The organism is Verrucomicrobia bacterium S94 (assembly GCA_004299845.1).
In the GTDB taxonomy this organism is placed as follows: domain Bacteria; phylum Verrucomicrobiota; class Kiritimatiellia; order Kiritimatiellales; family Pontiellaceae; genus Pontiella.
Window position 1 is genome coordinate 198,189 of the sequence record CP036201.1, and the last position, 25,263, is coordinate 223,451.

The window sequence follows — 25,263 nt, forward strand, 5'->3', positions numbered from 1 at the left end:
GCCGCTTTGTCCCGATTTTACGGAATGAAAGGGACGATGATTCAGCGTTTGAAAAGTGCGTTTTCGGGGAGCAGATATTCGATGGAGAAAAACATCGACCAGTCAGCGAGATCGTTGGGGCTTTCGGGGTAGGTATATGCTTCGAGTTTGAGGTTGAGGGGCAGTCTGCCGTCGATCACTTTTCCGAATCCTCCGCCGACAGGTACGGTCCGGATATTTTTAGAATCAGCTTCCCAGTTGGCGATGTTGACCGGAGAGGTGCCGATCCACCATCCGCGCCCGAGGTTGGCGTAGATCCAGTATTCGATCAGAGTCCGGTTGACATCCTCCCGATGGTCTTTCCCGGCAAACGACCAAAGCTGATTCGCACGGATGCCGGCGGTAAAAGCGCCGGTTTCGAGATGGGCGGCGACGGAGAGCCCTGCACTCCATTTTCCGGTGCCGATCTGCGGGTCGGTTGCGGTTGGAATCTGAAAGGCCGGGCCGAGGCCGATATTAAATCGGCGCCGTCCGGAAAGTGTATAGAAACTTTCATAGGTTACATCGCTCAGCCCGAACGAATCCTTCTCCCCGACAGTACGGCCGGGCTGGTATTTGAACGGGATATCGAGCCGGTTGACCAGATTCCAGTCATCGGAAAGCGCGGATACCATGGAGGGCTGAAAGGCAGAGGTACAGCTGACGCCGTTTTTCGGGCCATAGCCGAAATCCAGTTTGGTTTCGATCGGGAGTTTGATCAGATCGGCCAGCGGATTCTGTGCCTGCTTTGCCCAGTACGTCAGCTCATTCGCGCCGCAGGAAAGGGCGCAGCAGGCAAATACGATGGAGGCCAGACGTTTCATGAATCAGAAATAGATACCGGCGGTCAAAGCACCGCCGTCCCAGTCGCCGGCGACATATTTGGCTTCGATGAAGAGCCGGGTTTCGGCGTTGAGGTCAAACACACCGCCGAAACCGAGGTTGGCTCCGATCCGGTTGTACTTGCTCTCCGCGGCCCAGTCGACGCCGGCCAGTGGATAAAACTGAACGCCCGATTCGGGATTCAGAACATAGTGGAAATCCGCATCGAAGCGGCCGGTAATGCTGTGCTGGTTATAGAGTCCGGCCTGCAGAACGATGCCGTACTGCAGTTCAGGGCCGAAGATGAAATCCTTGCGCGCCTGGCCGCCGAAATCGCCGTCAAACGTTCCCAGTCCGATGCCCCAGCCTTTGGGAGCGGCCATTGATGGAACAACCGTAATCAGTAAAGCTGCGATAAACAGTGGATATATTTTTTTCATAATCAGAAAAAAGGCCGTTTTATGATAATAGAAAAATCGTATCACCATCGAAATTAAAGCCTGAAAACATCACTATATTCATAGGTTCCGGGAATTCATAGCTGAAACCGATGTTTACATCTCCGGGATAGCTCTCCGGTCTCCGCTGCGTTGCCGTTCTCTGTTCCGGTGTGGTTGAACACCGGAAAAAAGCGGGAAGGAATAGAAACAGAGCTTTCATTCTGCATCTCTTTTCTTTAATCAATTTTCTAATTCTGTAATTCTGGTGCCTTATGAAGACCGTCTTACTGATTTTAATGGTATCGTTTGTTTTGAACGGTTGTTTCCCTTATTCGCCGGAAGGATTCCGGTGAACGGTATTGTACGTGCCGTGCGTCTGAAACCCTGAGCCTACTGATGGAGTTTCCCAATGTTGCTGTTTATATTTTTCAGTGTTGCTGCTGTCGGATGTTTTATTGCTTCGGTGAAGGAATATCAGAAGTTAAAGCTGTGTCTTTTCGAAAGGGAGGAGGAACCGGAGGAGGGGGAGCCTACGCCGTCGTTCTCGTTTGTTGATCTGCTGTTTCATGATCGCATAAAAGAGGACGCTGACGTCCGGACCATTCAGAAGCGGACAATCGGGTTTTTCGTCGTCGCTCTGTTGATGGTGCATGTGGCGATGCTCTGTTGCGGGCAATGTATGCAGTAACAGTGAGGGGCGAACCGGAAACCGCCTCTTCCGGGGATCTGCTGGGCGGGGCGTAGGGTGAATAAGAAGCGGTATCTGTCGCAATCTATTCCGGGTTTGCTCCGTAAATCCCCAGACCGAGTTCGCCGGCAATCTGACGGATGGCTTTCATCGCCTTAATGGAATTGCCCGCCGGATTCAATCGCGGCGAAAAGGCCGCAATGGCAAATTTCCCCGGGGCGACAGCGAGGATGCCCCCGCCGACGCCGGTTTTCGCGGGCAGTCCCGCTTCCGCCATCCATTCGCCGGATTCGTCGTAAAACCCGGCCGTAGCCATAATGGCCAGCAGTTCGGGGACATGCTCTTTTTTCAGGACCTGTTTTCCGGTGACGGGATTTTTTCCGCCGTTGGCCAGTGTGGCCCCCATAATTGCCAGGTCCTTGCAGCTGACGCCGAGAGCGCACTGTTTGGTATAAACCCGAAGAGCTTCCTCCGGATCGCAGTAGAGCCGGCTGTAACTGTACAGCAGGTTGGCGATCCCTCGGTTGCTCCAGGCGGTATCGTATTCCGATTTGTAGACCTTTTCCAGCAACTGGAGTTCGGTTCCGGCAAAGTCGCTGAGATTCTGGCGGATCAGATACCAGCGTTTATCCTCGGAATCCGCCTCAATCATACTGACCGCTGCAAGGGCCCCGGCATTCACAAGAGGATTGACCGACCGTTTTTCGTGGATTTCCAGGGCGAGTTTGGAATTGAAAGGAAGACCGGTGGGTTCAAAGCCGATTTTCTTTTCCAGTTCATCGGGGCCGAACCGGTTCAGGACCAATGCGGTTGTGAACGGTTTTGAGATGGATTGAATGGAAAAGGTGTAGTCGGTGTCGCCGGCGGTGAACAGGGTGCCGTCGGGGGCGGCCAGTACGATGCCGAAAAGATCGCTGGGGGTTTCTTTCAGAATTGGAATATAGTCCGCGTTCCTGCCCTCGTTCAGGTCTTTGAAGTCTGCATAGGCTTTGTTGACAGCGGCCTGAAGCTGTGACGCGGTAAACCCGGAATACATGGGCTCTTTCTGGAGGGAATTCATCTGCGTTTCGTCAGATGGAGGGGCGGGCGGTCTACTTGCTCCTGCAAATGAGCCGGTTGCTGTGAGTAGTGCGAGAAATAAGGCTGAACACGATAAAGCTTGCATGATGGCTCTCCCTGTCAATTATAACTGCTCAGAAACCACTGAAATCTTCCGCCGTCGGGGGATCATGTCAAATCAATATGAGGAACGTATGAGGCTGAATAAACTGTTAAAAAGCGGGCTGGTGGCAGTTGCTGCTGTGCTGACCGGATGTGCGATGATAGGGCGTGAGCATGATCTCGCTATGAATCACACTGCCGATCATACACTGGCGGGAATGATACTGGAACATCAGGATTTACAGTCGCGGCTGGGAATGGCTCCGGGGTATCTCATCGTGGAGCGCTCCGGATCTCTGTTTTCGAAATTCGGCAAAAGAGGCCGGGGTATTCTGACCAATACAAAAACGGATGAGCGGATCCCGGTACGTTTGAATGAACTCGAGATTGATGGCGGCTGGGGATTGGGTGATTATATCGGCCTTTATCTGTTTCAATCGAAGGAAGCGCTTGATGAGGCCCGGAAAGGTGCGTGGAGTGCGGGCAAGGATGCAGGTACGATTTTTGTCCGTGCCGATGAGGGTAGGTCGGTGGAGTATGCGGTATTGAAAATATCCACTGAACCGAATTAACGGTCCGGGTTTTCTGAGCGCTTCCGGTGGTCGGACAGGGAATGGCGCACCAGGAAAAAGCCGGCCGACATGGAGAGCACCAGTGCGGCAACCGCCAGCATCATCTCGGGACTGACCGTTTTGTAATCCAGAATGATGACTTTTCTGGCCACGGCCACCAGGGCAATCAGCAGTACAACCTCCACATGAATTTCATGCTTCATCAGGTAGGCTTTGATCGTATCCAGCAGTTCAAGACCGATGACCACCATCAGGATAAACCCGAAGACTTCCATCATTTCTGCAACGTTCAGCAGCCATTTCGGCGGCTTCAGCATTTCCTGCCAGAGGATAACCCCCACTTCGATGGTAGTGAGAAGCACAGCAAGCATCATGAAGCTCATCAGGGTGAGAACGATAACGCGTTCAAATTTTTCAAGGAGTGTTTTCATACGGAAACCGTACACTGAAACAGGGCGGCCGGAAAGACCCGGATGAAACCGAAACCTATTTTTTCAGCGGGCGGTAACGAATGCGGTGGGGGCTCCAGCTTTCACCCTTCGACTTTTTCATGAATTCCTTGAAAGATTCATAGTTGCCTTCGTGCCAGATAACTTCATCGCCCTCAAACGCGAGAATATGGGTGGCGACACGGTCGAGGAACCAGCGGTCATGGCTGATTACCACCGCGCATCCGCCGAAATTCATCAGGCCTTCTTCCAGCGAGCGGAGCGTTGCCACATCGAGGTCGTTGGTCGGTTCGTCGAGCATCAGCAGGTTGCCGCCGCCTCGTAACAGTTTGGCCAGATGCACGCGGTTGCGCTCGCCGCCGGAAAGTACGCCGACTTTTTTCTGCTGTTCAGCACCTTTGAAATTAAAACGCGCGCAATAGGCCCGCGAGCTCATTTCGCGTCCGCCGACCTCAATGGTCTCTTCTCCTCCGGAAATTTCCTCCCAGATGGTTTTATCGGGATCGAGATCGTCGCGTAGCTGATCGACGTAGGAGATGTCGACACTGTCGCCCAGTTCCAGGGTTCCGGCCGTCAGGTCTTCCACACCGATGATCATTTTGAAGAGGGTGGTCTTACCTGCACCGTTTCCGCCAATGATCCCGACGATGCCGCCGGGCGGAAGATCAAAATTGACGTTATCAAACAGTAGACGGTCACCGAAGGCTTTTGCCACATCGCGCGCCTGCACCACTTTCCGGCCGAGGCGTCTGCCGACGGGAATCTGAATGGAAAGATTATCTTCGGCCGTATCGAATTCCTGATTGGCCAGTTCTTCATAACGTTTCAGACGCGCCTTGTTTTTAGTCAGGCGGCTGGAGGCATTCATGCGCACCCATTCCAGCTCCTGTTTCAGCAGTTTTTTACGGGAGGCGTTGAGTTTCTGTGTCTGTTCCGCGATCCGTTGTTTCTGCTCCAGCCAGGCTTCATAATTTCCTTTATAGGGGAAGGCGCGTCCCGCATCCAGCTCAAGGATCCATTCGGTTACGTTGGAAAGGAAGTAACGGTCATGTGTTACCACAATGAGTGTGCCGGTAAAGCGCTTAAGGTGTTCTTCCAGCCATCCGACGGATTCGGCGTCCAGATGGTTGGTCGGTTCGTCGAGCAGCAGTACGTCCGGATTCTGAAGGAGCAGACGGCAGAGGGCCACACGTCGTTTTTCACCGCCGGAGAGAACGTCCACAACCTGGTCACCCTCCGGCAGGCGAAGGGCATCCATGGCCATTTCCACCTGACGGTCAATCTCCCAGAGGTTGTTGGCATCAATCTCATCCTGCAGTCTGGCCACTTCATCGTTCAGTTTGTCGGATTCTTCATCAGAAAGTTCTCCGCCGAGGAGTTCCCAGATTTCATCATAGCGATCCAGCTTGGCCTGCTGTTCGGCCACGCCTTCCATCACGCATTCCTGCACGGTTTTTCCGGGGGTCAGTTCCGGTTCCTGCTCAAGATAACCGATTTTTGTATTCTTTGCGATGATGCACTGGCCCATGAATTCGTCATCCAGTCCGGCCATAATTTTTAATAGACTCGATTTTCCTGAACCGTTGCCGCCGATTACGCCGATGCGCGCTCCGAAAAAGAAGGACAGATTGACATCGTCCAGGATGGTTTTGGCGCCATGCTGTTTAGTCAGATTCTCCAGCGTATATACATATTCTCCTGCCATTGGAAAACTCCGTCGCCGCACTGCGGCCGTTTTAAATGTTCGATTTCCGGTTCCCGAATGCGGGGCCGTACCCTGAAAATGAAGTCCGGCTTTTTACCTGCGGACACCGGAAAGGGCAAGCCAGAGCTGGATTATCCTTTGATTTCTTTCAGCTAAAAGAGCGATTGTGCTTTTGTTAAATAAAAGTTGAAGGCTGTGGGATGGATCTGAAAATGGAGTGGTTTCAGGGAAGTGCGTCGGGCAGTGGCGGATCGGGAAGCCAGTTTCCGTCTTCATTCAATCGGAAAACAAGCTTCATTTCTTTGGCCTTCCCGTTGTTCAGGTATTTCAGCCGGAACGGTTCTGCAGTGGGATGCTGTTTTCCCGGAGGCAGCGACATATTGGAAACCTGAACGCCCGGATATGTTTTTCGGAAAACATGGAGGGCTCCGGCCGGGCTGGGGCGGACTTTCTGTATGAGTTTTTCCGCTTCCGGAAGATGAAGTTCAAGCATTGCGTCATAAAAGGGGGAATTATGCAGGTCTCCGCCGTTTTCGATCCGGGAGGCAAAATTTTCGATTACAGCAGCGATTGTACGGGGGTCATCCTTGATAGTTGCGAGTATTTTTGCGGCGTGTGCTGCAATTTGAATATCGCTGTCGTTGAGAGCGGCCATTAAAGGAAGTTTTGCGGTGTTTTTATAAACACGGAGTTTTCGGTAGGCCAGCTGACGACGTTCCCGTGCACTTTTTATTTCTGCCGGATTCTCTGAACGGGGGCGGCCATCTGCCGGATCAGCAGGGGAATTATTTCACGGCGCGGGCGAAAATCATCAGAACGGAGCAGATCGATTGTGGGTTTTCCGGTGTCATTAAGCAGTATGACCTGCCGGGCATTGAGCAGAAAGAAGGGATTAAGGGCTGTGGCGGCACCCCAGAGGTCGAGCTGCCAGGCCGGTGCTCCTGGCCATGTATTTCTGCCGTTCAGCCATTTCGAGGCTTCGGGGTTGGCGGCGGCCGCTGCGGCGAGTGCCGGTGCGGCAGCGGATTTTCCGATGAATTCTATCGCGATAAATGCATGTTCGCGAATAACTTCGTTCGGATGGGCAAGGGCTTCAAGAAGCGGTTCTGCGGCCCCTTCGATTGTTGCGATTTCCAGAGCGGCGGATCTGCGGATTTCGGGATTTACTCCGACAGCAAGGTCAGCAAGACAATACCAGACCCGATCATTTCCGACCGTTGGAACTTTGCCGGTTTTGTCAAGAATGGTGAGTGCACCCTGTCGGGCGTGGTCGTTGGGGCTGCGCAGCATGAGAAGAGCTTTTGCTTCCACTTTGTCGCCCTGTTCAATCAGTCCGGCTACGGCTTCGTTGTGAACTCTGGTACTCGGGTCATTCAGTGCGGCAAAGAGCAGGTCGGTCGCCCCCGAACCGCCGATCTGACGAATAGATGCCACGCATGCGGCTCGGTAGCGTACGGACCCCTTTTCAGCGGCTTCCCCAAGGGCGGAAAGGGCTTTTGCATCTCCGATTTTTCCCAGCGCAACTGCGGCTTCGACTCCGACGTTTTCATATGTATCGTCAAGAGCGGCGATCAGTGCCTCTACGGCTTCGGTCGATTTCAGGTTGCCAAGTGCACGAGCGGCTGTGCGCCGGGCGGGTTCCGTATCGAAGGTAACCGCCTGCAGCATGTAGGGTTCAATGGATGGTGTGTTGATTGCCGCCAGAGCTTCGATGGCGCTGTGAACAACCACCGCATCGGTATCCTTGAGGAGGGCGCCAAGTGGATTGACCGCATTTTCGGCATTCAACTCTTTCAGGGCTTCGATGGCTTGGAGCCGCATGAACTGCCGTTCATCGTTGAGGGCTTTTATCAGCCGCCCCGTATTGTTTTCAGCTTTCCACGTTTCGATATCATCGGGGTTAGGCTGGCATCCTGCCAGCAGTATTGCCGTTGCCGCAAGGGCCTGAAAAAACCGTATTCTCCCGTTCATTCATCTCTCCTCTAACACGAATCCCCTGTTCCCCAATGGAGCAGGACTTAAGGTTATTCGCCGGTTAGAGGAGAATTAGGCATGAACTTGTGGATATCTTATTCGGCTACAGGCTCGGGAGCTGTTCGGGAAGCGGCGGGGTGGGGACCCAGTCTCCCTCTTCATCGGACATGAAGGTAACCATCATATCTCCGATCCGACCGCTGTTGTTAATGTAGCCGATCCGGAAGTGTACGGGCTGGGAAGGATCATCAACATCATTTTTGGTTTCCGCGCTGATGGGGCGAATGCCTTCATACTTCCGCGCGAATACGCGCATGGCGCGGTCCGGATTCGGGCGGATTTTCAGCAACAGCGGTTCAGCTACAGGTTCATCCATTTTCTGCAGGGCGATATAAAACGGGGAATCTGTCAGAATTTCTCCGGCTTCCAGTTTTTTTCTGACCACATTCATCAGGGGTTCAAGCGCACGTTTTTCGCCCTGGCTGCCCAGGATGTGTGCGGCATTTCCGGCGATCAGTTCATCTTCGTCCTCAATGGCGGCGATGAGTGGAAGGGTGGCTTTATATCCCGCAGCGGAAAGTTTTTCCTCGCTGATGGTGCGGTTGGCTTCGCCGCGGAACATATCGCGTTTTTCTTTGATAATCGGAATGCCGTCGGCGTCGTAATCAGCCTGTTCCGAGGGCGGCATGGTGGTGTCGCCAAGCAGGGCAATCAGAAGCGGAATATATTCGCGAGTAACGTTAAACTGCGGGTTAATGATGACGTTGAACGCCGGACGGGCCTGCATTTCCAGGCTGGAGACAACCGCGCGGTCGAGATTGAAGGATGGATCAAGGGCGGCCAGAGCGGCCCAGAGGTCGATCTGCCACGAGGGCGCCCCGGGCCAGGAGCCGCGCGCCGCCATCCATTTTTTTGCGGCGTCACCGGCATTTTTTTCTGCGGCGGCGATCACCGCTTCAAGTACGCTGCGGCCCATATGTTCGAGGACATAGGTGGCATGTTCACGGAATGCTTCAACCGGATGCGCTGCGGCCAGCAGTAACGTGTCGACTGCGGCGTCACCCATATTGATCAGATTGGCCGTGACTCCTTCGTCGAGATCCTGGTCCGAATCGACAGATGCACGGGCAAGCTGATACCAGATCAGATCATTGCCGGACGTTGGGACCGCTTTCAGACGTCGCAATACTGCAATCGCACCGGACCGGATCTGTGCGTTTTCATGTTTGATTGCTTCAAGTGCGTATGATCTGGAAAAATCGCCGAGTGTTTCGAGCGAATCAATGGCGGCTTTGCTGATGTTCGAATCAGAATCACCCAGTGCCCGGATGAGCGCGGCTGCGGCGGCATCGCCGCCGCACTGTCCCAGGGCTTTAACACAGGCGAGGCGTAAAGCGGCAGAGGAATCGTCGATTTTGCCGGCCAGACCTTCGCCGGCGGAGGGATCGCCGATCTGACCGAGAGATTGAGCGGCGGCCAGCTGTACAGCGGCTTCGGAATCGTCGAGTGCATCAACCAGCTGAGGCACTGCGCCGACTGCTTTGAGTTCGCCCAGTTTTTCCGCTGCGATGATACGGGATTCAGAAAAGTCGAGTTTCAGTGCGGCGCTGAGCGGCGTTACGGTCGCCGCCGTGCCGATTTCAGCCAAGGCTTCAACGGCGGCCATAACAATTTCGTCTTCGGTATCGTTGTACAATGCGGCGAGATCGTCAATAGCCTGTTCAGCTTTGAGGTCGCCGAGGGCTTCTGTTGCGGCAAGGCGCACTTCATATTTCGGGTCCTGCAGTGCTTTGATCAGTTTTTCAACATTTCCGCCGGCTTTCCATTTGGCCACATCATCGACCGTTCGGCTGCAGCCGGTAAGGCCCAGCAGTAGGGCGAGTGTGATTACATAGATGAATGAAAATCGTTTTTTCTTCATGGAACTTAACCCCCTTGGTTTACGGGACGTATCCACATACAATCTCTGGACGGTCCCGGTTCGAATTTGCGGTTATAGTACTGTGCGCTATGCGGTCTTTCAAGTGAGTTGCATCTACTCCGCGAACGATGCCGGTTCCTCCTGGAGTGAGGCGATCCAGTTGGAATAGCGGGTAATCGTCACCCAGTGGATTATCCAGCAGACGAATCCGCCGATGCTTAATATGCTTCCCAGATAGGGAATCGGACTGATTACATTCAGAATACACATGGCCAGTCCCACCGCTTTTCCGGGGTCTGCGCTATCGGGTTCGACATTAAGCGATGCCAATTCGTTTTTAAGCGATTTCGACACGTTGATGACCACAAAAAACTGCCAGACGATGTTGAAAATCGGAATCAGCACCAGCCAGACCATCGCCGGCGCCATGGCCTGATTTTCCGGCCGGCAGCGACTGAGTGCTTTCTGAAGGGTGAGCAGCCAGAAGAGGGTCGGAATAAACAGCAGCAGCATTACAGCGAGCATCACTCCGATAGTGATGCCGATATCTGCAGTGCCCAGATTGCCAAACACGGTGTTCATGAACAGTTCCTTTCGGGAGGCAAACGATTAAAAAACGAGCAGGTTCTGCGGAGCATCAATTCCGAACAGTTTTTTGGACAGATCGGCCATCGCACCCAGGGTCTCAGGCGAAAGCAGTTCGATAATTTCCTCAATAACATCACCGCACAGGATATAGGGGGCGCCGCTGAAGATCAGGTCTTTGTCTATGCAGAACCCGTACAGCTGGTATTCATCGACTTCTTCAACGGGGAATCCTTTTATGAGGCAATGCGAAATCCACGGTTCATGGTGGGTGCCGTATTTTTCCAGAAACTGCTCCTGCCGGGCATTCATATCAACATGCGCGGCAAAATAGTCGGCAATGCGCTCGCGGCTTTCGGAGGACATGGCGTTGTGGCTTTGGGTGTAGCAATCCAGACAGAGGGCATGTTCAAAAATGGTTTCGCCCTTTTTAAACGCTTTTTCGATCAGATAGTTGGTGCCCGGCTCCATGAGGTCGGTTTCGCAAAGCCGACACTTTTTAAAGGGTTTTCCGGTTTCGAACGACCAGAAAACTTCCGGAAGCGGTATGTAGTCTCGATGAATATCCATAAAGGAAAGGTACGCTTCTGAAGGTATGAGGCAAGTCTTTATAAAGCAGGATGAACGCCCGCTTCCCGGGTTAGTATTTTTTCTGTATTCATCTTTTGCCGTTGAAAAAGGAGCAGGAAAACCATGCGTCACAAACTTGAAATTCCGTGGACGACCCGGCTGAGGAATGTGCTCTGTATCCGCCGTGCCCGAACGGTATTTTTCCGACAGTTCGCAGAATAGGAGCTCCGTGCGAAACATTCCGGGGCCGGACACGGTGGAGGGGATGTATTTTGAACATAGCCTTGAAACGTGTGTCTGATGGGCCTATAAGGATTTCATATGAAACGAGCACCGTCATCCCGCACATTGAGAAGCCGCCGTAAAAGGCCGGCGATATCTTTGCTGGTAGTGGGTGCTTTTCTTTTCACCGTTCTGATTAACTGCATGTGCGGCCCGTATTGCGCGCAAGCCGCTCTTGAAGACGGCCTGGCAAAACCGGTGCAGAGCGGCTGCTGTTCATCGCATGCTCCGGCACCGGAGCACAGTTGCTGTAAACACAAAGCGGGTGAAACGCATTGCGATGAAGATATCGCTGAAAATGCACTGGAACTTCCGAATTCATCGGTTCAGGTTGCCGTTCCGGCTGCCGCGATTGTTGAGATCGTGCTTTTTGAGCCGTTGGAATCCGTGGCATTTCATGTGCCGGATATCTGCAGTTATATCGTCCACGCCCCGCCGAACTATATTCAGTTCCAATCCTTCCTGATCTGATTCCTTCCGGCCTTTCTTTTTAGAAAAGCACTGCAGGTGAACTGTGCCTGCACTAACCGGAAATCAGGATCAGAGAATGGAACACGATTTATCAAAAACCATGGCGGAATTCCCGGCCGCCGGGGAAAAAACGAGTCATCGGGAGCGGCTTCGTCCGTTGCTGCTGGCGGTATTACTGTTGGGCGGTATGGCAGCTTTGCTGGGCTACGTCTTTCGCGCACAGCTGACTCCGGCGGTGCCGGTGGAGACGGCGCGCGTTGTGCTGTTGGCGCAGGAGGAAGGGGCTGCTGAGGAAAGATCTGCTGCTGCAAACCCGCAGCTGCTTTTTCAGGCTTCAGGATGGGTGGAACCCGATCCGTGGCACGAGAGCATTGCCGTCAAAACCGACGGTTACATCGAGGATGTTTTTGTTCGCGAAGGGGATGCGGTTACCAACGGGCAGATTCTGGCCACGCTGGATCCGGCCGATCATCAACTGGCATTGGCTGAAGCGGACGCCAATGTGCGCAAGCAGGAGGCGGTACTGCATTCCCGGAAAAGTATCGCCGATGCAGAACGGAAGCAGGTTGAAGCGGCGCGGTTCAAGGTCGAGGCTGCCGTGGCGCGCCTGACCCGCGAACGCGATACCTCCGAACGCTATGCCAACTCTTCGCCGGGCGTGATTTCGCATGCCGACCGTGTGTCGGCGGAGCAGGCGGTGGTCGAATTCGAGGCCGAGGAAAAGGCGGCGAGGGCGGAGCTGACGGCACTGGAAGCGCGCGCACTTGCTGCTGAAGCTGAAATCAGGGTTGCTGCTGCGGCGCTGGCATCGGTCAGAGAGAAGCGTGCTATTGCGCAGCTGGCACTGGACCGGACGGTTGTCCGGTCGACCATGGACGGGATCATTTTACGACGGTTTGTGAAGCCGGGCGATAAACGTGTGGTGATGTCGGACGATCCGCACAGTGCACATATAGCTGAAGTGTATAATCCCGAAAAGCTGCAGGTGCGGGTCGATGTACCATTGTCGGAAGCGGGCAAGCTGGAGATCGGGCAGCCGACTAAGATTACAACAGCGATGCTGCCGGGGCGCAGTTTCGACGGCGAGGTGACCGCCATTACCGGCCAGGCCGATCTCCAGCGGAATACACTGCAGGCCAAGGTGGCGATCAGAGAACCCGATCCGCGTTTACGGCCGGATGTGCTCTGTCGCGTGGAATTTTATGGGATGCCGGCCGCCGGAAATTCCGGAAACGTTTCTGTTTCCGGATATTCGTTGTGGATTCCTCAGGCCGCTCTGCAGTCGGATGCTTCGGAGCAGACGGTGTGGGTGGTGGATCCGTTAAATCATGTGGCAGAGCCGCGCGCGGTCAGGCTGACGACCGCCGTTAAAGATGGATTTCGTGGTGTATCAGAGGGCGTTCGGGCCAATGAAAAGGTCGTCGTGCAGGCCGAAGGCAAACTGGCCGATGGTGTAAGGGTGAAGGAGATGAGTAAATGAATGAAAGCAACGATGTTTTAATCCGGTGCCGTAATCTGACAAAGCACTATAAAAAAGGCAGCCGGCAGGTGACGCCGCTGGAAGGGCTGGACCTTGATGTGCAGCGGGGTGAATTTCTGGCGCTGATGGGGCCGTCAGGATCGGGCAAAACCACACTGCTGAATCTGATGGCCGGTATTGATCAGCCGAGTGAAGGTCTGCTGGAGGTCTGCGGCGAAGAAATCGGCAAACTCTCGCGCAGTCGGCTGACGCGCTGGCGGGCGGCGAATGTGGGGTATATTTTTCAGCTGTATCATCTGGTGCCGGTACTGACGGCTTTTGAAAATGTGGAGCTTCCGCTGCTGCTCAGCAATATGTCGCGTCGGGAACGGAGGGAGCGGGTGGAGCATACGCTGGCGCTGGTCGGGCTGGACGGGCGCATGCACCATTACCCGAAAGAGCTCTCCGGCGGACAGGAGCAGCGTGTGGCGATTGCGCGGGCGCTGGTGACTTCGCCGGACCTGCTGGTCGCCGACGAGCCGACCGGCGACCTCGATCGCGAGGCCGCGGATTCTGTGCTGCAGCTGCTGCAACAGCTGGTAACGGAATACGGTAAAACCATCGTGATGGTCACCCACGACCCGCGTGCCGCCGAGCGTGCGCATCGGCTGCTGCATCTGGAAAAAGGCCGATTGCTGGAAACGGAGGCTTCGTGATGTTCATGAAACTCATAAGATTGCTGGTGTTGTCCTGCAAACAGTTGATCCGGCATCGGGTCCGGACGCTGCTGACGCTGCTGGGCGTGGCGTCGGGGATGTTTCTTTTTACGACGGTGCAGACGATGCAGCGGTCGCTGGATAAATCCACCCGGATGACGGCGTCGGATACCACGCTGGTGGTGTACCGGGAAAACCGTTTCTGCCCGGAGACAAGCCGGCTTCCGGAATTCTATCTGGATGAAATTGCCCGGATTGACGGGGTCCGTGAAGTGATTCCGGTAAAAATTGCCGTGAGCAACTGCGGGGCGAGTCTCGATGTGGTGACGTTCCGGGGGGTGCCGGCGGACCGGTTGGCGAACTATGCCCCGGAGATGGAGATTCTTGAGGGATCATATGATGCCTGGCGCAAACGCGATGACGGTGCATTGGTGGGTAAAGAACTGGCCGCTAAGCGCGGACTGAAACCCGGCGATGCCTTTGAGGCGGCCGGTGTGCGTGTGGTGGTTTCGGGGATAGTGGATTCGCCGCTGCCGCAGGATAACAGTGTGGCGTATGTGCATCTTCCGTTTATCCAGCAGGCGTCGAAGCAGGGCCTGGGGATTGTGACGCAGTTCAATGTGCGGGTAAATGCGGGCGAGGATCTTGAAGCGGTTGCCGACCGCATTGATGAGCGGTTCCGCAGTGAAACGGAACCGACTTCGACACAGCCGGAAAAAGCATTTTTTGCGCAGACGGCGCGGGAGCTGATTGACCTGATCAGCTTTACCCGCTGGATCGGACTGGGAGCGGTACTGGCGGTGCTGGGCCTGATCGCTAATGCGGTATTGCTGGTGGTGCGCGGCCGGGTGAAGGAGAATGCCATTCTGCAGACGATCGGATTTCCGGGCGTGGCCATCGGCTATCTGGTGATTTGCGAGGGGGCACTGCTCGGATTCGGCGGCAGTCTGCTGGGTGTAGGGCTGGCGACGCTGTTTCTGCATGTGCGCGGTCTTTCGTTCGGTAATGAGGGCCAGGTGATGGCATTGCTGCCGGATGCCACGGTTCTGTTTTCGGGTATGGGCCTGGCGCTTATTCTGGGGATGGGGGCGTCGCTGGTTCCGGCATGGACGGCGATGCGCCGGCCGATTGTGGAAAGTCTGAGGAGTTGATTATGCTGCCGTTTGGATATGCTTTACGAAACCTGATGCGCGATCCGATGCGTCTGCTGCAGGCGGTACTCGGCAGCGGGCTGGTGGTGCTGATGGTGATGATTGCCGCGGCGATCAATAATGGAATGACCGGTGTGCTGTCGGCCTCGGGATCGGAACAGAATGTGATCCTGCTTGGCGCGGGGTCGGAGGAGAGTGTGCTGCGCAGTGAGATTTCGGAGCGCACGGCCGGGATTGTGGAGTCGAGCATCACGGGGTTGGAAGAGACGGCCGGTGTACGGGCGGTTTCGCCGGAAATTCATCAGATGACCTTTATTTCGGTGGATTCCGGGGATCGGAAACAGGCCTTTGTGCGCGGCGTGACACCGCAGGCGCTGATGGTTCATCAGGAGACTTCGGTGCAGGCGGGGCGTTATCTGCGTCCGGGCCAGGTGATGGTCGGGCGGCTGGCCTGGCGCCGGCTGGGATTGCCGGAGGAGGCCCTGCAGCCGGGGAAGGAGATCCGGATTGAAGATTCGACGATGACGATTGCCGGTATTTTTTCCGCGCCTGGCACGGTGATGGAATCGGAGATCTGGATGGATATCAATGATCTGCGATCCATGAGTCAGCGCGAACATCTGAGCTGTGTGGTGGTGCGGCTGGGCGACGGCGAATTCGAGGATATCGATCTGTTCACGAAACAGCGGCTGGATCTGGAGCTGGGGGCACTGCGGGAAAGTGATTATTTCGCTAAAATCGCGGCGTTTTATGCGCCGATTCGCGGCATGACCTGGGTGACGGCATTGCTGATCGCCACCGGTGCGCTGCTCGGCGGTCTGAATACCCTCTATGCCGCGTTTGCGCCGCGCATTCGGGAAATTGCCACGCTGCAGGCGATCGGTTACGGACGCCGGGCGATTATGTTTTCGCTGATTCAGGAATCCACGATTGCCGCGCTGAGCGGGGCGCTGCTGGCATCGTTTGCGGCGATTGGATTCCTCGACGGCATTGCGGTGTCATTTTCGATCGGCAGTTTTATTCTGCGGGTTTCGCCGTCGGTGGCGGCAGCGGGATTGATTGCCGGGCTGGGGCTTGGACTGGTGGGGGCGATCCCTCCGGGACTTAGATGCCTGCTGCCGCCGCTGCCGAGTGCGCTGCGTTCAGCAGGGTAGGCTAAAAGGTCAGCCGCTGAAGTTATGGAGGATACAGCAAAGCTGAAATTGGAACCGTTCTGTGAATACGGTGGTTCTTTGGTGTGAAAACAGGAGAGAAACGGAGAATACGATGAAGAAGATGATGACGATGGGAATGCTGGCCGCTGTGGTGTTGCTGGCCGGATGCGGGAAAAAGGATGCGGTGGTTCAGACTGCGAAAGCGGATCTTCCTCCGGTGTTTGTTTCGGAGCCGATTGCCGGAACGCCGGTACCGATTCCGGAAGCCCGCAAAGCGGAACCGGGCGATGAAATTGTGCTGACCGGACTGGTCATGGGCGTGCCGAATCCGTTTGTGGAAGGGCGCGCGGTTTTTGTTCTGGGCGATGAGGGGACTGTCACGCCGTGTGATGCCATGGGAGACGATGATCATTGCCCGACGCCGTGGGACGCCTGCTGCGATCCGGCGGAACTCAAGCAGGCGGGTACCGCTGCCATACAGGTTGTCGGCGAAAACGGCCGGCCGGTCAAAACCGGGCTTAAAGGGGTAAGCGGCCTGAAAGAACTCAGCCGCGTCACGGTTTCCGGCACCGTTGCACAGAATTCCACCCCGGACGCCTTTATCGTCAATGCCTCCGCCATTCATGTCGGCGTGCGGTAGGATCATGGCCCATGCGGAGGGAAGGGGAGGGCGTTATACCGCTTGACGGATGAACGTTTTTCATGTTCCCTCTGTCTCTGCTTATGACCCATTGATTTGGGGGCGACTGGTTTCGACGGGTAGGTTGAAGCTTCAGTGGCGTGTCGAGGTTGGTCTCCAGGCCTCGTAAAAAGGAGCCCGAAAAACACAAATGCTGACGAAAGTTACGCACTGGCTGCATAAATGCGCCACGTCTCTACTCTGACTCCCGCTAAGGGATAGAGGCGACGACAGCGGGATAAGGCCAATACCGGGGATCCGGGTTGCGGCACGAAAATGATAACAGGATTCTAGCGACCCAAGTGGCCCCGTCGGGGGGCAGCGAAGGCGGCGAATCTTTTAATCCCCGACTACACACGTAGAAGCTGTAGTGACTCTTACTCGGACGGGGGTTCAACTCCCCCGCCTCCACCAGTTTTATAAAAAAACTCCTTCTCTCACGAGGGGGAGTTTTTTTTATTTATGCCTCGTTTGCCCCTTAAACAGCGGCGTTTCTGACGTTTCAGCATTTTATATTGAACCGGACATGGGCTGCTATTCTCCGGTTCTCAGCAACATGTATTCTCTGTTTCTCCGCTTTTTCTCTGAATTCTTCGGACTGAGTCCGGATCGCGTCCGAAAATAGATATCCTTTAGATGCAGGTATTTGCGCAATATGCCGTTTTTCACGGTTGTGCCTGCGCAACATTCGGTGGCTTATTTCGGGCGCACATTCGAACCACAGATTCGGACTGGCCAAAGGAAGAAACGTTAATTTTCCTTCTGCCATGCCGTTACCAACTCAAAACAAGTCAGTTGCAAAATCCTCGCGCCGAACCTAATTGCTCTGCCCCGATGTAACAGGAATTAACTTTCCTTCCTCGCTGGGCAATCCGCTGAAGCGGTCCAGACAGCAAAAAGCCCGAACAGCGTGATGCTGCCCGGGCCTGCCGTAACGTTTACCTTTCGTTTATTTGAATCCGAAATGCGCTCGTTGCTCTTCCCAATCCAAGGGGAAGCTGAGCACCAGCTTGGACAGCGATAGGCCGTCGGGTTCCTCTCCATTAAGAATGGCTTCAATGATATCAGGGGCAAGCGTGGTGAGTTTGAGCGTTCGCGAGATATACGAACCGTCCACATAAAGCGACCGGGCGAGTTCGGCCACAGATTTTACCTTGCCGCTCTCCAGTAGCTCAGCCCATGAAAACGCCCGGGCGAGTGACTGAGCGACTGCGGATTGAACGATGTCCGGCATATCGGCGTTGTCGCCTTCCAGTGTTTGGGGCGTATAAATAATCTTCCGACCGTGGCTTCTCTTCACAAACATGGGAATATGAATGTGCAGATTGCCGTTTTCGTTCACGCTGATGGTTGCTTTGCTCATGCTGTCCTCCCTTCGACTTCTTCCGCCAGACCGCTCAGTTCGGATACCAATCCGGTCAGTCCGTTGGTTTTCAGCGTCATATCTATTCCTTCTTCCCGAAGTTCAATCCGATCCACCAGCAGTTGAATAAGTCGATGTCGCTCCAATGGGAAAAGATCCTCCCAGAAGACCTCAATGCTTTGGAATGCGGCGGAAACGTCGGCCTCTGTAATGGCTCCAGACTTCATCGCATTCAGGCGGGCCACGATTGGGGCGAGCTGATCGCTGAGTTCGCCCACAAGGCGATTGGCCTCCGTTAATTGGCTAAAGGCTTCAGGATCGGTGTTGTCTGCCGACATCAAGGCCAATGCGCCCCTTTGTGCGGAGCGGAGCTTCTCTTCCAGCTTCAATCGTTCCGCATCCAGCCGTTCCCGTTCTTCATTTTCCAGATCCCGGGCGGTGAAGTAGGTTTTCGCCACCAACGTTGGCGTCCGGAAAACTGCGCCAAGTTGTTCCAGCACCACCTTTTCAATGTCGCCGCTAGAAACGCGCTTTATCGGGCACGTACTGACCGGGCGCTTATCATCTTTCATGCAGATGTAATATGAATAGCGGCGATCCTTCTTCTTCGTGTAGGTGATCCCCATCGCGCAATCGCAATGGCCGCACCGAATCATGCCGCTCAGGGGGATATTGTTTTCACGCGAGCTTTGACCCTCTTGGCTCGTTGATTTTCTGAAAGTAGCGCCTGCGCTTGATTCCACACCTGCTGGTCGATCACCGCATCATGCTCTGCCGGATAGTTTTTTCCCTTATAGGCGATCTCACCAAGATACAGTCGATTATTCAGCAATCGATAAAGTTGGCCGTTATTCCATTCGGTGCCTATTCGCTCTATCCCTTTTTTGGTTGTCCACGACTTGGTTCGATAGCCTTGTTCGTTCAGTTCTTTTCCCAATTGCTGAACGGAGCCGAGCTGAACGTATCGTTTGAAAATGCGCTGTACCAATCGCGACTCTTCCGGATTAACCATCAACTTTTTCTTATCTCGATCCACGTCATATCCCAGAGGAGGAACGCCACCACAATATTTACCGCGCCGCTTTGCCGCCGACACCTTGTCTCGGATGCGTTCGCCGATCACTTCGCGTTCGTATTGAGCGAACGTAATCAGGATTCCGAGGAACATACGCCCCGTAGGATCCGTTGTACTGAAATGCTGGGTGACGGAAACAAAGCTCACTTCCTTCTCATTAAACACCTCAATCATTTTCATGAAATCAAGTAATGAGCGTGAAAGCCGGTCTATCTTATAGACCACAATCAAATCGACCTTTCCGGCATCGATGTCAGCCAGAAGCTGCTTCAAAGCCGGACGCTCCATGGTACCGCCGGAAAAACCGCCATCGTCATAGCGCGTTGGAATAGCCTGCCAGCCCTGAAGCTTCTGACTTTCAATATAGGCCTCTGCCGATTCGCGCTGAGCATCCAGCGAGTTGAATTCCTGATCCAATCCCTCTTCATGACTCTTACGGGTATAGATCGCGCACCGCAGGGGTTTCCCATCTTGTCGGGTATTTACATTATTAAGCATCTGCGGCCTCCTTTTTCTTTCTGTAGTCTCGCTTCACGCCGAAAAAGATTTTCCCGTTCCATTGCGTCCCTGTGATCGTACGAGCCACTGCGCTGAGTGAACGGTATATTTGCCCTTCGTATTCGAACCCCGTTTCCCGGGCGATTACTTCGTACCGTCTTTTGTGCCAAATTCTCACAAAGCGCGTCCCGGGCAGGATGGACTCCTGTGGCTTCCGGGCATCTGGAACCTGAACTTTGACCGTCGCGACTGGATCTTTGGCCGCAATTTTCTTCAGGCATTTTTTTGCGGGGGCCGATAGCCCGCCGTGATAAAGCTCCTGAATCCGATACGCCAGCCGTTTTAAGAGAAACGACTTCCGGTAATTCGGGGCCTTCTCTCCATACAGATCCAGCCACTTTTCCCGTAGCTGCTGAGCGCTCATTTTGTCCAATGCGGCCAACTGGCGCAGGACTGATATGCGGGACCGTTCATCGTTCCGCTGTTTCTTTAATTCATCCATGAAATCCTCCTTCTCTTGGTTCTGGACTTGGTTTCCATGACACACACGCTCTTGTCGCAAAACTTAGCAAGTCCTTCTCTGACCACATCGGCATTAATCTGACGGGTGTAGCCGTCTGAAGCGGTTTCTGAGCACTGCAACCGCTAGAATTTCCGAAACGGCATCCCATTGATCCTTGGATGCCAGTTGGTTGGACGGACCGGATGACTCTTGAAGTGGGGCTGAAAATGGGTTTTCCGGGGCAAGCTCAATGTTCTGCATACGATATCTCCTAAATTTCGAGGTGTACTGTCGTTTACCTACCGGAAACGTTAGAAAAATGCCGAAAAGCAGAACTAAAAATAGGTTTCCATTTTCTTTTAAGAGCCTACTTCGATAAAGTTAAACGGTTTTTTGGTATTAAAAGAGAGATAAGCCATGAGTACGCTGAATTTACGTCGTTTTTCAAAGCCGGAGGTGCTGCAACAGATCGATAAATCCCATCTGATCAGCTTCTTTACGCCGCATGCGGATTACTTCCATACCCGTAATGTTGATGTTGTGGGTGAGCTGAACAGTGATGAGCCGAATTACGGATCCATTCGGCAAATTCTCGTTACCTCCGACGACGCAACGCCGGATGAACTGGCCGAAGCTCTTTATTATATAAACGAGGTTTCAACAGATGATGGAGCGGATGCCATATTAGAGTATTTGGAACGGGAACCTCCGCTTTTCCCTATCAATCAGAATACCTCTCCGGCGGATTTAGCTCTGCAGGTCTGGATGGTTTTACCGGATGTCATTAAACGCATTAGCGGAAATCTGCTCTCTACCAGTAAACGGGCATTCGATTACTACAAAACCAGCCAGAACCCTGTCCCCAACTTTGAAGATCCTTCTGAAGAAGTCCTCACTTTGCTGGAAAATACGCTCGATAATTGGTTCCAGCGCCATCTCAAAGGCCGTTTTTCTAAAATCATATGCGTATCAAAGAACGATTATATCTGGTTTATGGTTCGTCATGGGAAGCGCTACTCCCGCGAAGCCGTGATTGACGACGGAAACTCCACTAGCTTCCATTTCCGCCCAGAAAAACATGACGTCGTTGTTTACAACCCGGCCAACGGCGAATTGCGGATCAACGCTGATTCCAAAGGTGAGATTAAACTCTATCGAGCCGCATTCGGCGCACATATCTTCGGCGACGGGAACTACTTTGACTTGTGCAGGCAGTTCAATCTGGATCCGATTCGTACAGATGGTGAAGATGCCATGCTTTCCGAAGATATTGATGAAATTGAATTTGTGAAGTTGCGTGAAGTGCAGATTTCGAGGGGCGGGCCGTTTAAGGATGTTGAAATATTCAAATCCGATGACCTTTTCGCATCTCTTCGGGATCGCGGTGGTGCATTGCCGACTTACGGTGAGATTACTCAGATCAAGGTTCGCATTAAGTTTCGCCACTCGCCGAGCCCCAAGATCATCTCGATTACCTCGGGTAATCGAGCGCAATATAAATGCAATGAAGACGCAGAAGCGGTTGAACGGTGGCTGTGGAATCGTGGGTTTATCATAGATGGTGATGGTGAATCGGATGCCTGATCCGGTTTGGTCATTCATTGAGTCGCTTCCTGGCTATTCCGCTCCGCAGGCAGAATGGAATCAAGGGCTGGATGAGTGGCCGCAATTGCCCCATTTCAAAAAGCACTTTCTACAGCTAACGAAAGAGCATGCGGACTCTATTCGTTGTCTGACCAAGTGCGCTTTCAGTTGTCCGCGCCGGATCGTGCGCCATTCCGATGACGACATTGCTGCAATCTGTGATGAGGGGGAGCCAGAATTTCAGGTATCCCGCAGCGACTTGCTGATCTATAAGCTGAAACAAACCATATTAAACAAGGCGCTGTGCGCTTCACTGGACATTTCATTTAAAGAATCCGCAATCGATGGTCTATGTAACACATGGAGGATCGGCGAATTTATTCCAACTGAGGGATTTCGGTTCCCAGTATTCGTCACCATGCAAAAAACAGAATCCGCTTTACAGGATGTTTGTCGCCAGCTCTGCCATACCCACGAGGACTCGTTTGCACTGATCATCCCCTCCCGCTGTGGATTGACACCATCCATTGAAGAACTGCTGGCACAAAAGAAATGTGCGCTAGGCGTTTTCGCGGAAGATTTCAATATCAACAAATCGGCTCTCACTGTGAACCGGACGCCTGAGATCATCTTTAAGCCATTGCTGGATCAGGTGCCTGAAGCGGATTCCGGCGGCACCGTATTCTTCCAGACTCCGAAAGGAACCACATGGGAAGACATCAAAATTCAGTTCCGCGACAATCACACTGTCAGTATTTGGGCCGGTGAAAAAACCGGCATGTACACCTATAGCGATATGGGAATGAGCAACCAAAGAAATAAGAAGCCCACAAAGCAGTGGGTTGCCTTCCTAGCTTTTGCTGCGACAGAGGGGGCAATTGATTGGAACAGTGAACTGGCCGCTACAAACTTGAAATCGCAGAAGGCAGCTCTTTCAAAACGACTCCGAGCATTCTTCCATTTGGAAGATGACCCCATCTACTGGGATGATTCCTCTGGTAGCTATCGTTGCCGCTTCACAATTCTTTCGGAGGGTACAGACGACAGCTGGTAGCTGCCATTGATAACAACCACTCTATAAAGAGCCTCGATCCATTCATTTGGGTCGGGGCTTTTTTCGTTTCCGGCGGTGGTTCGGTGAAATTTCACCGGGCAAGCAGAAGAAAAAGTTAAGAAATATTTCCCGACACAATCATCAAATTCCTTAGCAAATCAGGGAATTCGTCTCTCTGTGAGTAGTGAAATTTCACCGTCTCAACGAAATTTCACCAAGGCGGGGTGACAGGTCTGGTGTTCAGCATGAAACCACGACCGCACCCGGAGAAAATTTTCCAGTCCTGTCATTCGGGCGGTTCGACAATGACAGGAGATTCGGAATGTTATCACCGAATTCGTATGAAGGTATTGATACCTACGCCGCCGACCTTATCAGAAACAAAGCCCGATTGCTGATTGGCAAAGCTGGTCTCACCGAAAGCGACCGCCCCGACCTGGAGCAGGAACTAATGATTGACCTGCTCGAACGCATGAAACGTTACAACCCGGCCAAAGCCAAAAAGACCACCTTTATGGCCCGGATTGTTGAACGCCGCATTGCGTCGCTGCTGGAAAAGCGATTTGCACAACGCCGCGATTGCCGCCTTTGTTCTACCTCCCTAAACGAGATCGTTCCCGGAAATTACGGAGACCGAGACCAGCGGGTTGACCTTTTGAGCAGCGACCTGAATCCGGCATCGAAAACCAGCGAACCACTGGAGCGAAAGTCCGGCGATATGCAGATTGATCTGGAGGAGGTCATCGCTTCGCTTCCCGAACAATTGCGTGACCTCTGCGAACGACTGCGGACCAGCAATATGATGGAGATTTCGCGGGATACCGGCATTTGTCGCGGCACCCTTTATTACCGCCTGACCCTTCTGCGCGAGGCGTTTCAGGAAGCTGGGCTGAAAGAATACCTCTAACCACCCCGACACTTTTCACCTGTTTCCGGTAGGTAACGACTACCGCCCAGAAAGCGGATTACCGGGGCCTCGGTGAAGAACATTTAACTGCAATCAACTGGAGAATAAACAATGGAACACTACACCTATCGCTTTGCCTCGGATGTTCCGGCACAGGAAATGGAAGACACTTTTATGCTGGCTCTGTTGGCCGTCGAAAGCCTGTACGGTCACTCCCGGGTACGTATGGAATCCCGCTTCACCGTAAACAAAGAAAAACGCACCTGCCTGATCGAAACCATGACGCAGATCGGCAGTGATCTGGCCAAAATTTTCACCGGCTTCGCCACCAAAGAATATGGCGAACGCGCCGTGATGATTGATCGCCAAAACGGCGATGTCTTCGGTTCCAAAGCCGAACAGAAAATGGCTCAGGGGGTGGCGTAATGAATAAGCCGATGACCACCACCTATTCGATGTGGCGCATGTTCCGCAACTGCCGAAAGGCCTGTGAATACCGCTACCTTCGCAATCTCGTCCCATTAGAAAAAGACCACAATATGGCTTTCGGATCCGTGATTCACGACTGCCTTGAGATTTGGCACGGAGAGCGCGAACTTGAAAAGGTGATTGAGCATATCGACCGCACGTATGCCGACCGCATAAAGGACGATAAACAATTAGCGGACTGGCATTTGGCTACCGCAATGATGACCTCCTATTCGGAACGGTATGCCACAGAGGGATTCGATGTTCAGGCGCTGGAAGAAACCTTTGAAGGCTCTATTATCAATCCGGATACCAACGCTGCCTCCCGCAGTTTTGTGCTGGCGGGCAAGGTTGACGGGTTGGTGATTCAGGATGGTCAGTATTTCCTGTTGGAGCATAAAACCGCTGCGCAGGTTGATGCCGCTTACTTGGAACGACTCTGGACGGACTTTCAGATCATTCTTTATGCGTGGTACCTGGAGCAGACGCTTGGCATCAAAATAACAGGCATCATTTACAACGTGCTGGTTAAAGCAAAATTGCGCCAGAGCAAAGGTGAAACCGAAGCAGAGTTTGAAACTCGGCGTGCCGAACTGATCGCCAAATCTAAGACCGGAAAAAGCAGTGCAAAGCGCAAGATGCCGGAAACTGATGAGGCCTTTCAGGCGCGGCTCAGGGCGAAGTATGACGATCCGGGCATGTTCCATCGCGAGGAGCTATACCTTTCCCGCGATCAATTTACCGAGCTGCGCAGTGAGCTATGGGAGCTGTCCAAAGCGATGCTCGATGCTCGCCGCCGGAACACATTTTATCGAAACACCGCCTTTTGTTTTCAGTATGGCCGGGCCTGTCCTTACTACCCGCTTTGCCGTAGTGGCGAAAACCCCAACGTTATCGAGAACTGTTTCGAGGAGGTCCGCCCGCATGAGGAACTCCGGACAGAGCCGAAAAGCGATGCACCGAAGTCGGATCCGCAAAACCCTGTTTTTTAACCC

25 protein-coding genes, 1 other RNA gene and 1 pseudogene are annotated in these 25,263 nt (G+C 53.6%); 14 read left to right on the forward strand and 13 right to left on the reverse strand.

The annotated features are described in order from the left end of the window. Positions 1–41 precede the first annotated feature (41 nt). A complete protein-coding gene (locus EGM51_00780; protein ID QBG46016.1) occupies positions 42–842 on the reverse strand; it encodes a hypothetical protein in 801 nt (266 codons plus the stop codon). A 3-nt stretch (positions 843–845) separates the two neighbouring features. Next, on the reverse strand, positions 846–1,328 hold the full coding sequence (locus EGM51_00785) for a hypothetical protein (protein QBG46017.1): 483 nt from the start codon (positions 1,326–1,328) through the stop codon (positions 846–848). Positions 1,329–1,689: 361 nt separating this feature from the next. Here EGM51_00785 and EGM51_00790 point away from each other — a divergent pair, with 361 nt between their 5' ends. After that, entirely contained in the window at positions 1,690–1,968 is a 279-nt protein-coding gene (locus EGM51_00790) for a hypothetical protein (protein QBG46018.1), read from the forward strand. A gap of 85 nt (positions 1,969–2,053) precedes the next feature. Here EGM51_00790 and EGM51_00795 read toward each other — a convergent pair whose 3' ends face one another. Next, positions 2,054–3,004: a glutaminase gene (locus EGM51_00795; protein QBG49214.1), complete on the reverse strand. Its 951-nt coding sequence runs from the start codon at positions 3,002–3,004 to the stop codon at positions 2,054–2,056. Between the two features lie 217 nt (positions 3,005–3,221). Here EGM51_00795 and EGM51_00800 point away from each other — a divergent pair, with 217 nt between their 5' ends. Beyond that, positions 3,222–3,701 (forward strand): hypothetical protein, encoded by a 480-nt coding sequence (locus EGM51_00800; GenBank protein ID QBG46019.1) that lies wholly within the window; start codon positions 3,222–3,224, stop codon positions 3,699–3,701. Here EGM51_00800 and EGM51_00805 read toward each other — a convergent pair. The 7 genes from EGM51_00805 to EGM51_00835 form a co-directional block, all read right to left on the reverse strand. Continuing rightward, positions 3,698–4,132 (reverse strand): phosphate-starvation-inducible E-like protein, encoded by a 435-nt coding sequence (locus EGM51_00805; protein QBG46020.1) that lies wholly within the window; start codon positions 4,130–4,132, stop codon positions 3,698–3,700. The two genes, EGM51_00800 and EGM51_00805, sit on opposite strands and share 4 nt — an antisense overlap. Positions 4,133–4,187: 55 nt before the next feature. Continuing rightward, positions 4,188–5,855: an energy-dependent translational throttle protein EttA gene (gene ettA, locus EGM51_00810; GenBank protein ID QBG46021.1), complete on the reverse strand. Its 1,668-nt coding sequence runs from the start codon at positions 5,853–5,855 to the stop codon at positions 4,188–4,190. A gap of 223 nt (positions 5,856–6,078) precedes the next feature. Next, on the reverse strand, positions 6,079–6,510 hold the full coding sequence (locus EGM51_00815) for a hypothetical protein (protein QBG46022.1): 432 nt from the start codon (positions 6,508–6,510) through the stop codon (positions 6,079–6,081). 74 nt (positions 6,511–6,584) lie between these two features. After that, complete coding sequence (locus EGM51_00820) at positions 6,585–7,826, reverse strand: HEAT repeat domain-containing protein (protein ID QBG46023.1); 1,242 nt, start codon at positions 7,824–7,826, stop codon at positions 6,585–6,587. A gap of 106 nt (positions 7,827–7,932) precedes the next feature. Continuing rightward, the gene (locus EGM51_00825; protein ID QBG46024.1) at positions 7,933–9,750 is read right to left on the reverse strand and encodes a HEAT repeat domain-containing protein; all 1,818 of its coding nucleotides are present in this window, start codon (positions 9,748–9,750) and stop codon (positions 7,933–7,935) included. Between the two features lie 114 nt (positions 9,751–9,864). Beyond that, positions 9,865–10,332, reverse strand: coding sequence for a hypothetical protein (locus EGM51_00830; GenBank protein QBG46025.1), 468 nt, complete (start codon positions 10,330–10,332; stop codon positions 9,865–9,867). Positions 10,333–10,359: 27 nt separating this feature from the next. Then, complete coding sequence (locus EGM51_00835) at positions 10,360–10,905, reverse strand: hypothetical protein (GenBank protein QBG46026.1); 546 nt, start codon at positions 10,903–10,905, stop codon at positions 10,360–10,362. 321 nt (positions 10,906–11,226) lie between these two features. Here EGM51_00835 and EGM51_00840 point away from each other — a divergent pair, with 321 nt between their 5' ends. The 7 genes from EGM51_00840 to ssrA all read left to right on the forward strand — a co-directional run bounded on the left by EGM51_00840 (position 11,227) and on the right by ssrA (position 17,231). Further along, positions 11,227–11,658, forward strand: coding sequence for a hypothetical protein (locus EGM51_00840; protein QBG46027.1), 432 nt, complete (start codon positions 11,227–11,229; stop codon positions 11,656–11,658). 76 nt (positions 11,659–11,734) lie between these two features. Then, a complete protein-coding gene (locus EGM51_00845; protein ID QBG46028.1) occupies positions 11,735–13,138 on the forward strand; it encodes an HlyD family efflux transporter periplasmic adaptor subunit in 1,404 nt (467 codons plus the stop codon). Then, on the forward strand, positions 13,135–13,833 hold the full coding sequence (locus EGM51_00850) for an ABC transporter ATP-binding protein (GenBank protein ID QBG46029.1): 699 nt from the start codon (positions 13,135–13,137) through the stop codon (positions 13,831–13,833). The genes EGM51_00845 and EGM51_00850 overlap by 4 nt, the downstream gene beginning before the upstream one ends. 5 nt (positions 13,834–13,838) lie before the next feature. Then, complete coding sequence (locus EGM51_00855; GenBank protein ID QBG46030.1) at positions 13,839–14,984, forward strand: ABC transporter permease; 1,146 nt, start codon at positions 13,839–13,841, stop codon at positions 14,982–14,984. 2 nt (positions 14,985–14,986) lie between these two features. Then, positions 14,987–16,138 (forward strand): ABC transporter permease, encoded by a 1,152-nt coding sequence (locus EGM51_00860; GenBank protein QBG46031.1) that lies wholly within the window; start codon positions 14,987–14,989, stop codon positions 16,136–16,138. A 112-nt stretch (positions 16,139–16,250) separates the two neighbouring features. Continuing rightward, positions 16,251–16,778, forward strand: coding sequence for a hypothetical protein (locus tag EGM51_00865; protein QBG46032.1), 528 nt, complete (start codon positions 16,251–16,253; stop codon positions 16,776–16,778). A 98-nt stretch (positions 16,779–16,876) separates the two neighbouring features. After that, positions 16,877–17,231, forward strand: a transfer-messenger RNA (tmRNA) gene (gene ssrA / locus EGM51_00870). A gap of 535 nt (positions 17,232–17,766) precedes the next feature. On the opposite strand, the gene EGM51_00875 is transcribed toward ssrA, so the two are convergent. The 3 genes and pseudogenes from EGM51_00875 to EGM51_00885 all read right to left on the reverse strand — a co-directional run bounded on the left by EGM51_00875 (position 17,767) and on the right by EGM51_00885 (position 20,255). After that, entirely contained in the window at positions 17,767–18,180 is a 414-nt protein-coding gene (locus EGM51_00875) for a hypothetical protein (protein QBG46033.1), read from the reverse strand. After that, a pseudogene (locus EGM51_00880) lies at positions 18,177–19,753 on the reverse strand (recombinase family protein). The gene EGM51_00875 and the pseudogene EGM51_00880 overlap by 4 nt, the downstream one beginning before the upstream one ends. Continuing rightward, positions 19,746–20,255 (reverse strand): DUF2924 domain-containing protein, encoded by a 510-nt coding sequence (locus EGM51_00885; protein QBG46034.1) that lies wholly within the window; start codon positions 20,253–20,255, stop codon positions 19,746–19,748. The pseudogene EGM51_00880 and the gene EGM51_00885 overlap by 8 nt, the downstream one beginning before the upstream one ends. Before the next feature lie 417 nt (positions 20,256–20,672). Here EGM51_00885 and EGM51_00890 point away from each other — a divergent pair, with 417 nt between their 5' ends. The 5 genes from EGM51_00890 to EGM51_00910 all read left to right on the forward strand — a co-directional run bounded on the left by EGM51_00890 (position 20,673) and on the right by EGM51_00910 (position 25,260). Further along, positions 20,673–21,839, forward strand: coding sequence for a hypothetical protein (locus EGM51_00890; protein ID QBG46035.1), 1,167 nt, complete (start codon positions 20,673–20,675; stop codon positions 21,837–21,839). Next, a complete protein-coding gene (locus EGM51_00895) occupies positions 21,832–22,893 on the forward strand; it encodes a hypothetical protein (GenBank protein QBG46036.1) in 1,062 nt (353 codons plus the stop codon). The genes EGM51_00890 and EGM51_00895 overlap by 8 nt, the downstream gene beginning before the upstream one ends. A gap of 322 nt (positions 22,894–23,215) precedes the next feature. Further along, complete coding sequence (locus EGM51_00900; protein QBG46037.1) at positions 23,216–23,800, forward strand: sigma-70 family RNA polymerase sigma factor; 585 nt, start codon at positions 23,216–23,218, stop codon at positions 23,798–23,800. 111 nt (positions 23,801–23,911) lie between these two features. Continuing rightward, complete coding sequence (locus tag EGM51_00905) at positions 23,912–24,226, forward strand: hypothetical protein (protein ID QBG46038.1); 315 nt, start codon at positions 23,912–23,914, stop codon at positions 24,224–24,226. Continuing rightward, on the forward strand, positions 24,226–25,260 hold the full coding sequence (locus EGM51_00910; GenBank protein ID QBG46039.1) for a hypothetical protein: 1,035 nt from the start codon (positions 24,226–24,228) through the stop codon (positions 25,258–25,260). Before EGM51_00905 ends, EGM51_00910 begins: the two co-directional genes overlap by 1 nt. The last annotated feature ends 3 nt before the right edge of the window (positions 25,261–25,263 follow it).

Bases quoted from the DNA above. Each gene is read 5' to 3' on its own strand.
- EGM51_00840 (QBG46027.1), top strand. From the start codon at position 11,227: ATGAAACGAGCACCGTCATCCCGCACATTGAGAAGCCGCCGTAAAAGG.
- EGM51_00895 (QBG46036.1), top strand. From the start codon at position 21,832: ATGCCTGATCCGGTTTGGTCATTCATTGAGTCGCTTCCTGGCTATTCC.
- EGM51_00795 (QBG49214.1), bottom strand. From the start codon at position 3,004: ATGTATTCCGGGTTTACCGCGTCACAGCTTCAGGCCGCTGTCAACAAA.
- EGM51_00825 (QBG46024.1), bottom strand. From the start codon at position 9,750: ATGAAGAAAAAACGATTTTCATTCATCTATGTAATCACACTCGCCCTA.
- EGM51_00835 (QBG46026.1), bottom strand. From the start codon at position 10,905: ATGGATATTCATCGAGACTACATACCGCTTCCGGAAGTTTTCTGGTCG.
- EGM51_00905 (QBG46038.1), top strand. From the start codon at position 23,912: ATGGAACACTACACCTATCGCTTTGCCTCGGATGTTCCGGCACAGGAA.
- EGM51_00820 (QBG46023.1), bottom strand. From the start codon at position 7,826: ATGAACGGGAGAATACGGTTTTTTCAGGCCCTTGCGGCAACGGCAATA.
- EGM51_00860 (QBG46031.1), top strand. From the start codon at position 14,987: ATGCTGCCGTTTGGATATGCTTTACGAAACCTGATGCGCGATCCGATG.
- EGM51_00875 (QBG46033.1), bottom strand. From the start codon at position 18,180: ATGAGCAAAGCAACCATCAGCGTGAACGAAAACGGCAATCTGCACATT.
- EGM51_00910 (QBG46039.1), top strand. From the start codon at position 24,226: ATGAATAAGCCGATGACCACCACCTATTCGATGTGGCGCATGTTCCGC.
- EGM51_00815 (QBG46022.1), bottom strand. From the start codon at position 6,510: ATGGCCGCTCTCAACGACAGCGATATTCAAATTGCAGCACACGCCGCA.
- EGM51_00855 (QBG46030.1), top strand. From the start codon at position 13,839: ATGAAACTCATAAGATTGCTGGTGTTGTCCTGCAAACAGTTGATCCGG.
- EGM51_00890 (QBG46035.1), top strand. From the start codon at position 20,673: ATGAGTACGCTGAATTTACGTCGTTTTTCAAAGCCGGAGGTGCTGCAA.
- EGM51_00850 (QBG46029.1), top strand. From the start codon at position 13,135: ATGAATGAAAGCAACGATGTTTTAATCCGGTGCCGTAATCTGACAAAG.
- EGM51_00845 (QBG46028.1), top strand. From the start codon at position 11,735: ATGGAACACGATTTATCAAAAACCATGGCGGAATTCCCGGCCGCCGGG.
- EGM51_00805 (QBG46020.1), bottom strand. From the start codon at position 4,132: ATGAAAACACTCCTTGAAAAATTTGAACGCGTTATCGTTCTCACCCTG.
- EGM51_00885 (QBG46034.1), bottom strand. From the start codon at position 20,255: ATGGATGAATTAAAGAAACAGCGGAACGATGAACGGTCCCGCATATCA.
- ettA (QBG46021.1), bottom strand. From the start codon at position 5,855: ATGGCAGGAGAATATGTATATACGCTGGAGAATCTGACTAAACAGCAT.
- EGM51_00790 (QBG46018.1), top strand. From the start codon at position 1,690: ATGTTGCTGTTTATATTTTTCAGTGTTGCTGCTGTCGGATGTTTTATT.
- EGM51_00780 (QBG46016.1), bottom strand. From the start codon at position 842: ATGAAACGTCTGGCCTCCATCGTATTTGCCTGCTGCGCCCTTTCCTGC.
- EGM51_00785 (QBG46017.1), bottom strand. From the start codon at position 1,328: ATGGTGATACGATTTTTCTATTATCATAAAACGGCCTTTTTTCTGATT.
- EGM51_00830 (QBG46025.1), bottom strand. From the start codon at position 10,332: ATGAACACCGTGTTTGGCAATCTGGGCACTGCAGATATCGGCATCACT.
- EGM51_00800 (QBG46019.1), top strand. From the start codon at position 3,222: ATGAGGCTGAATAAACTGTTAAAAAGCGGGCTGGTGGCAGTTGCTGCT.
- EGM51_00865 (QBG46032.1), top strand. From the start codon at position 16,251: ATGAAGAAGATGATGACGATGGGAATGCTGGCCGCTGTGGTGTTGCTG.
- EGM51_00900 (QBG46037.1), top strand. From the start codon at position 23,216: ATGTTATCACCGAATTCGTATGAAGGTATTGATACCTACGCCGCCGAC.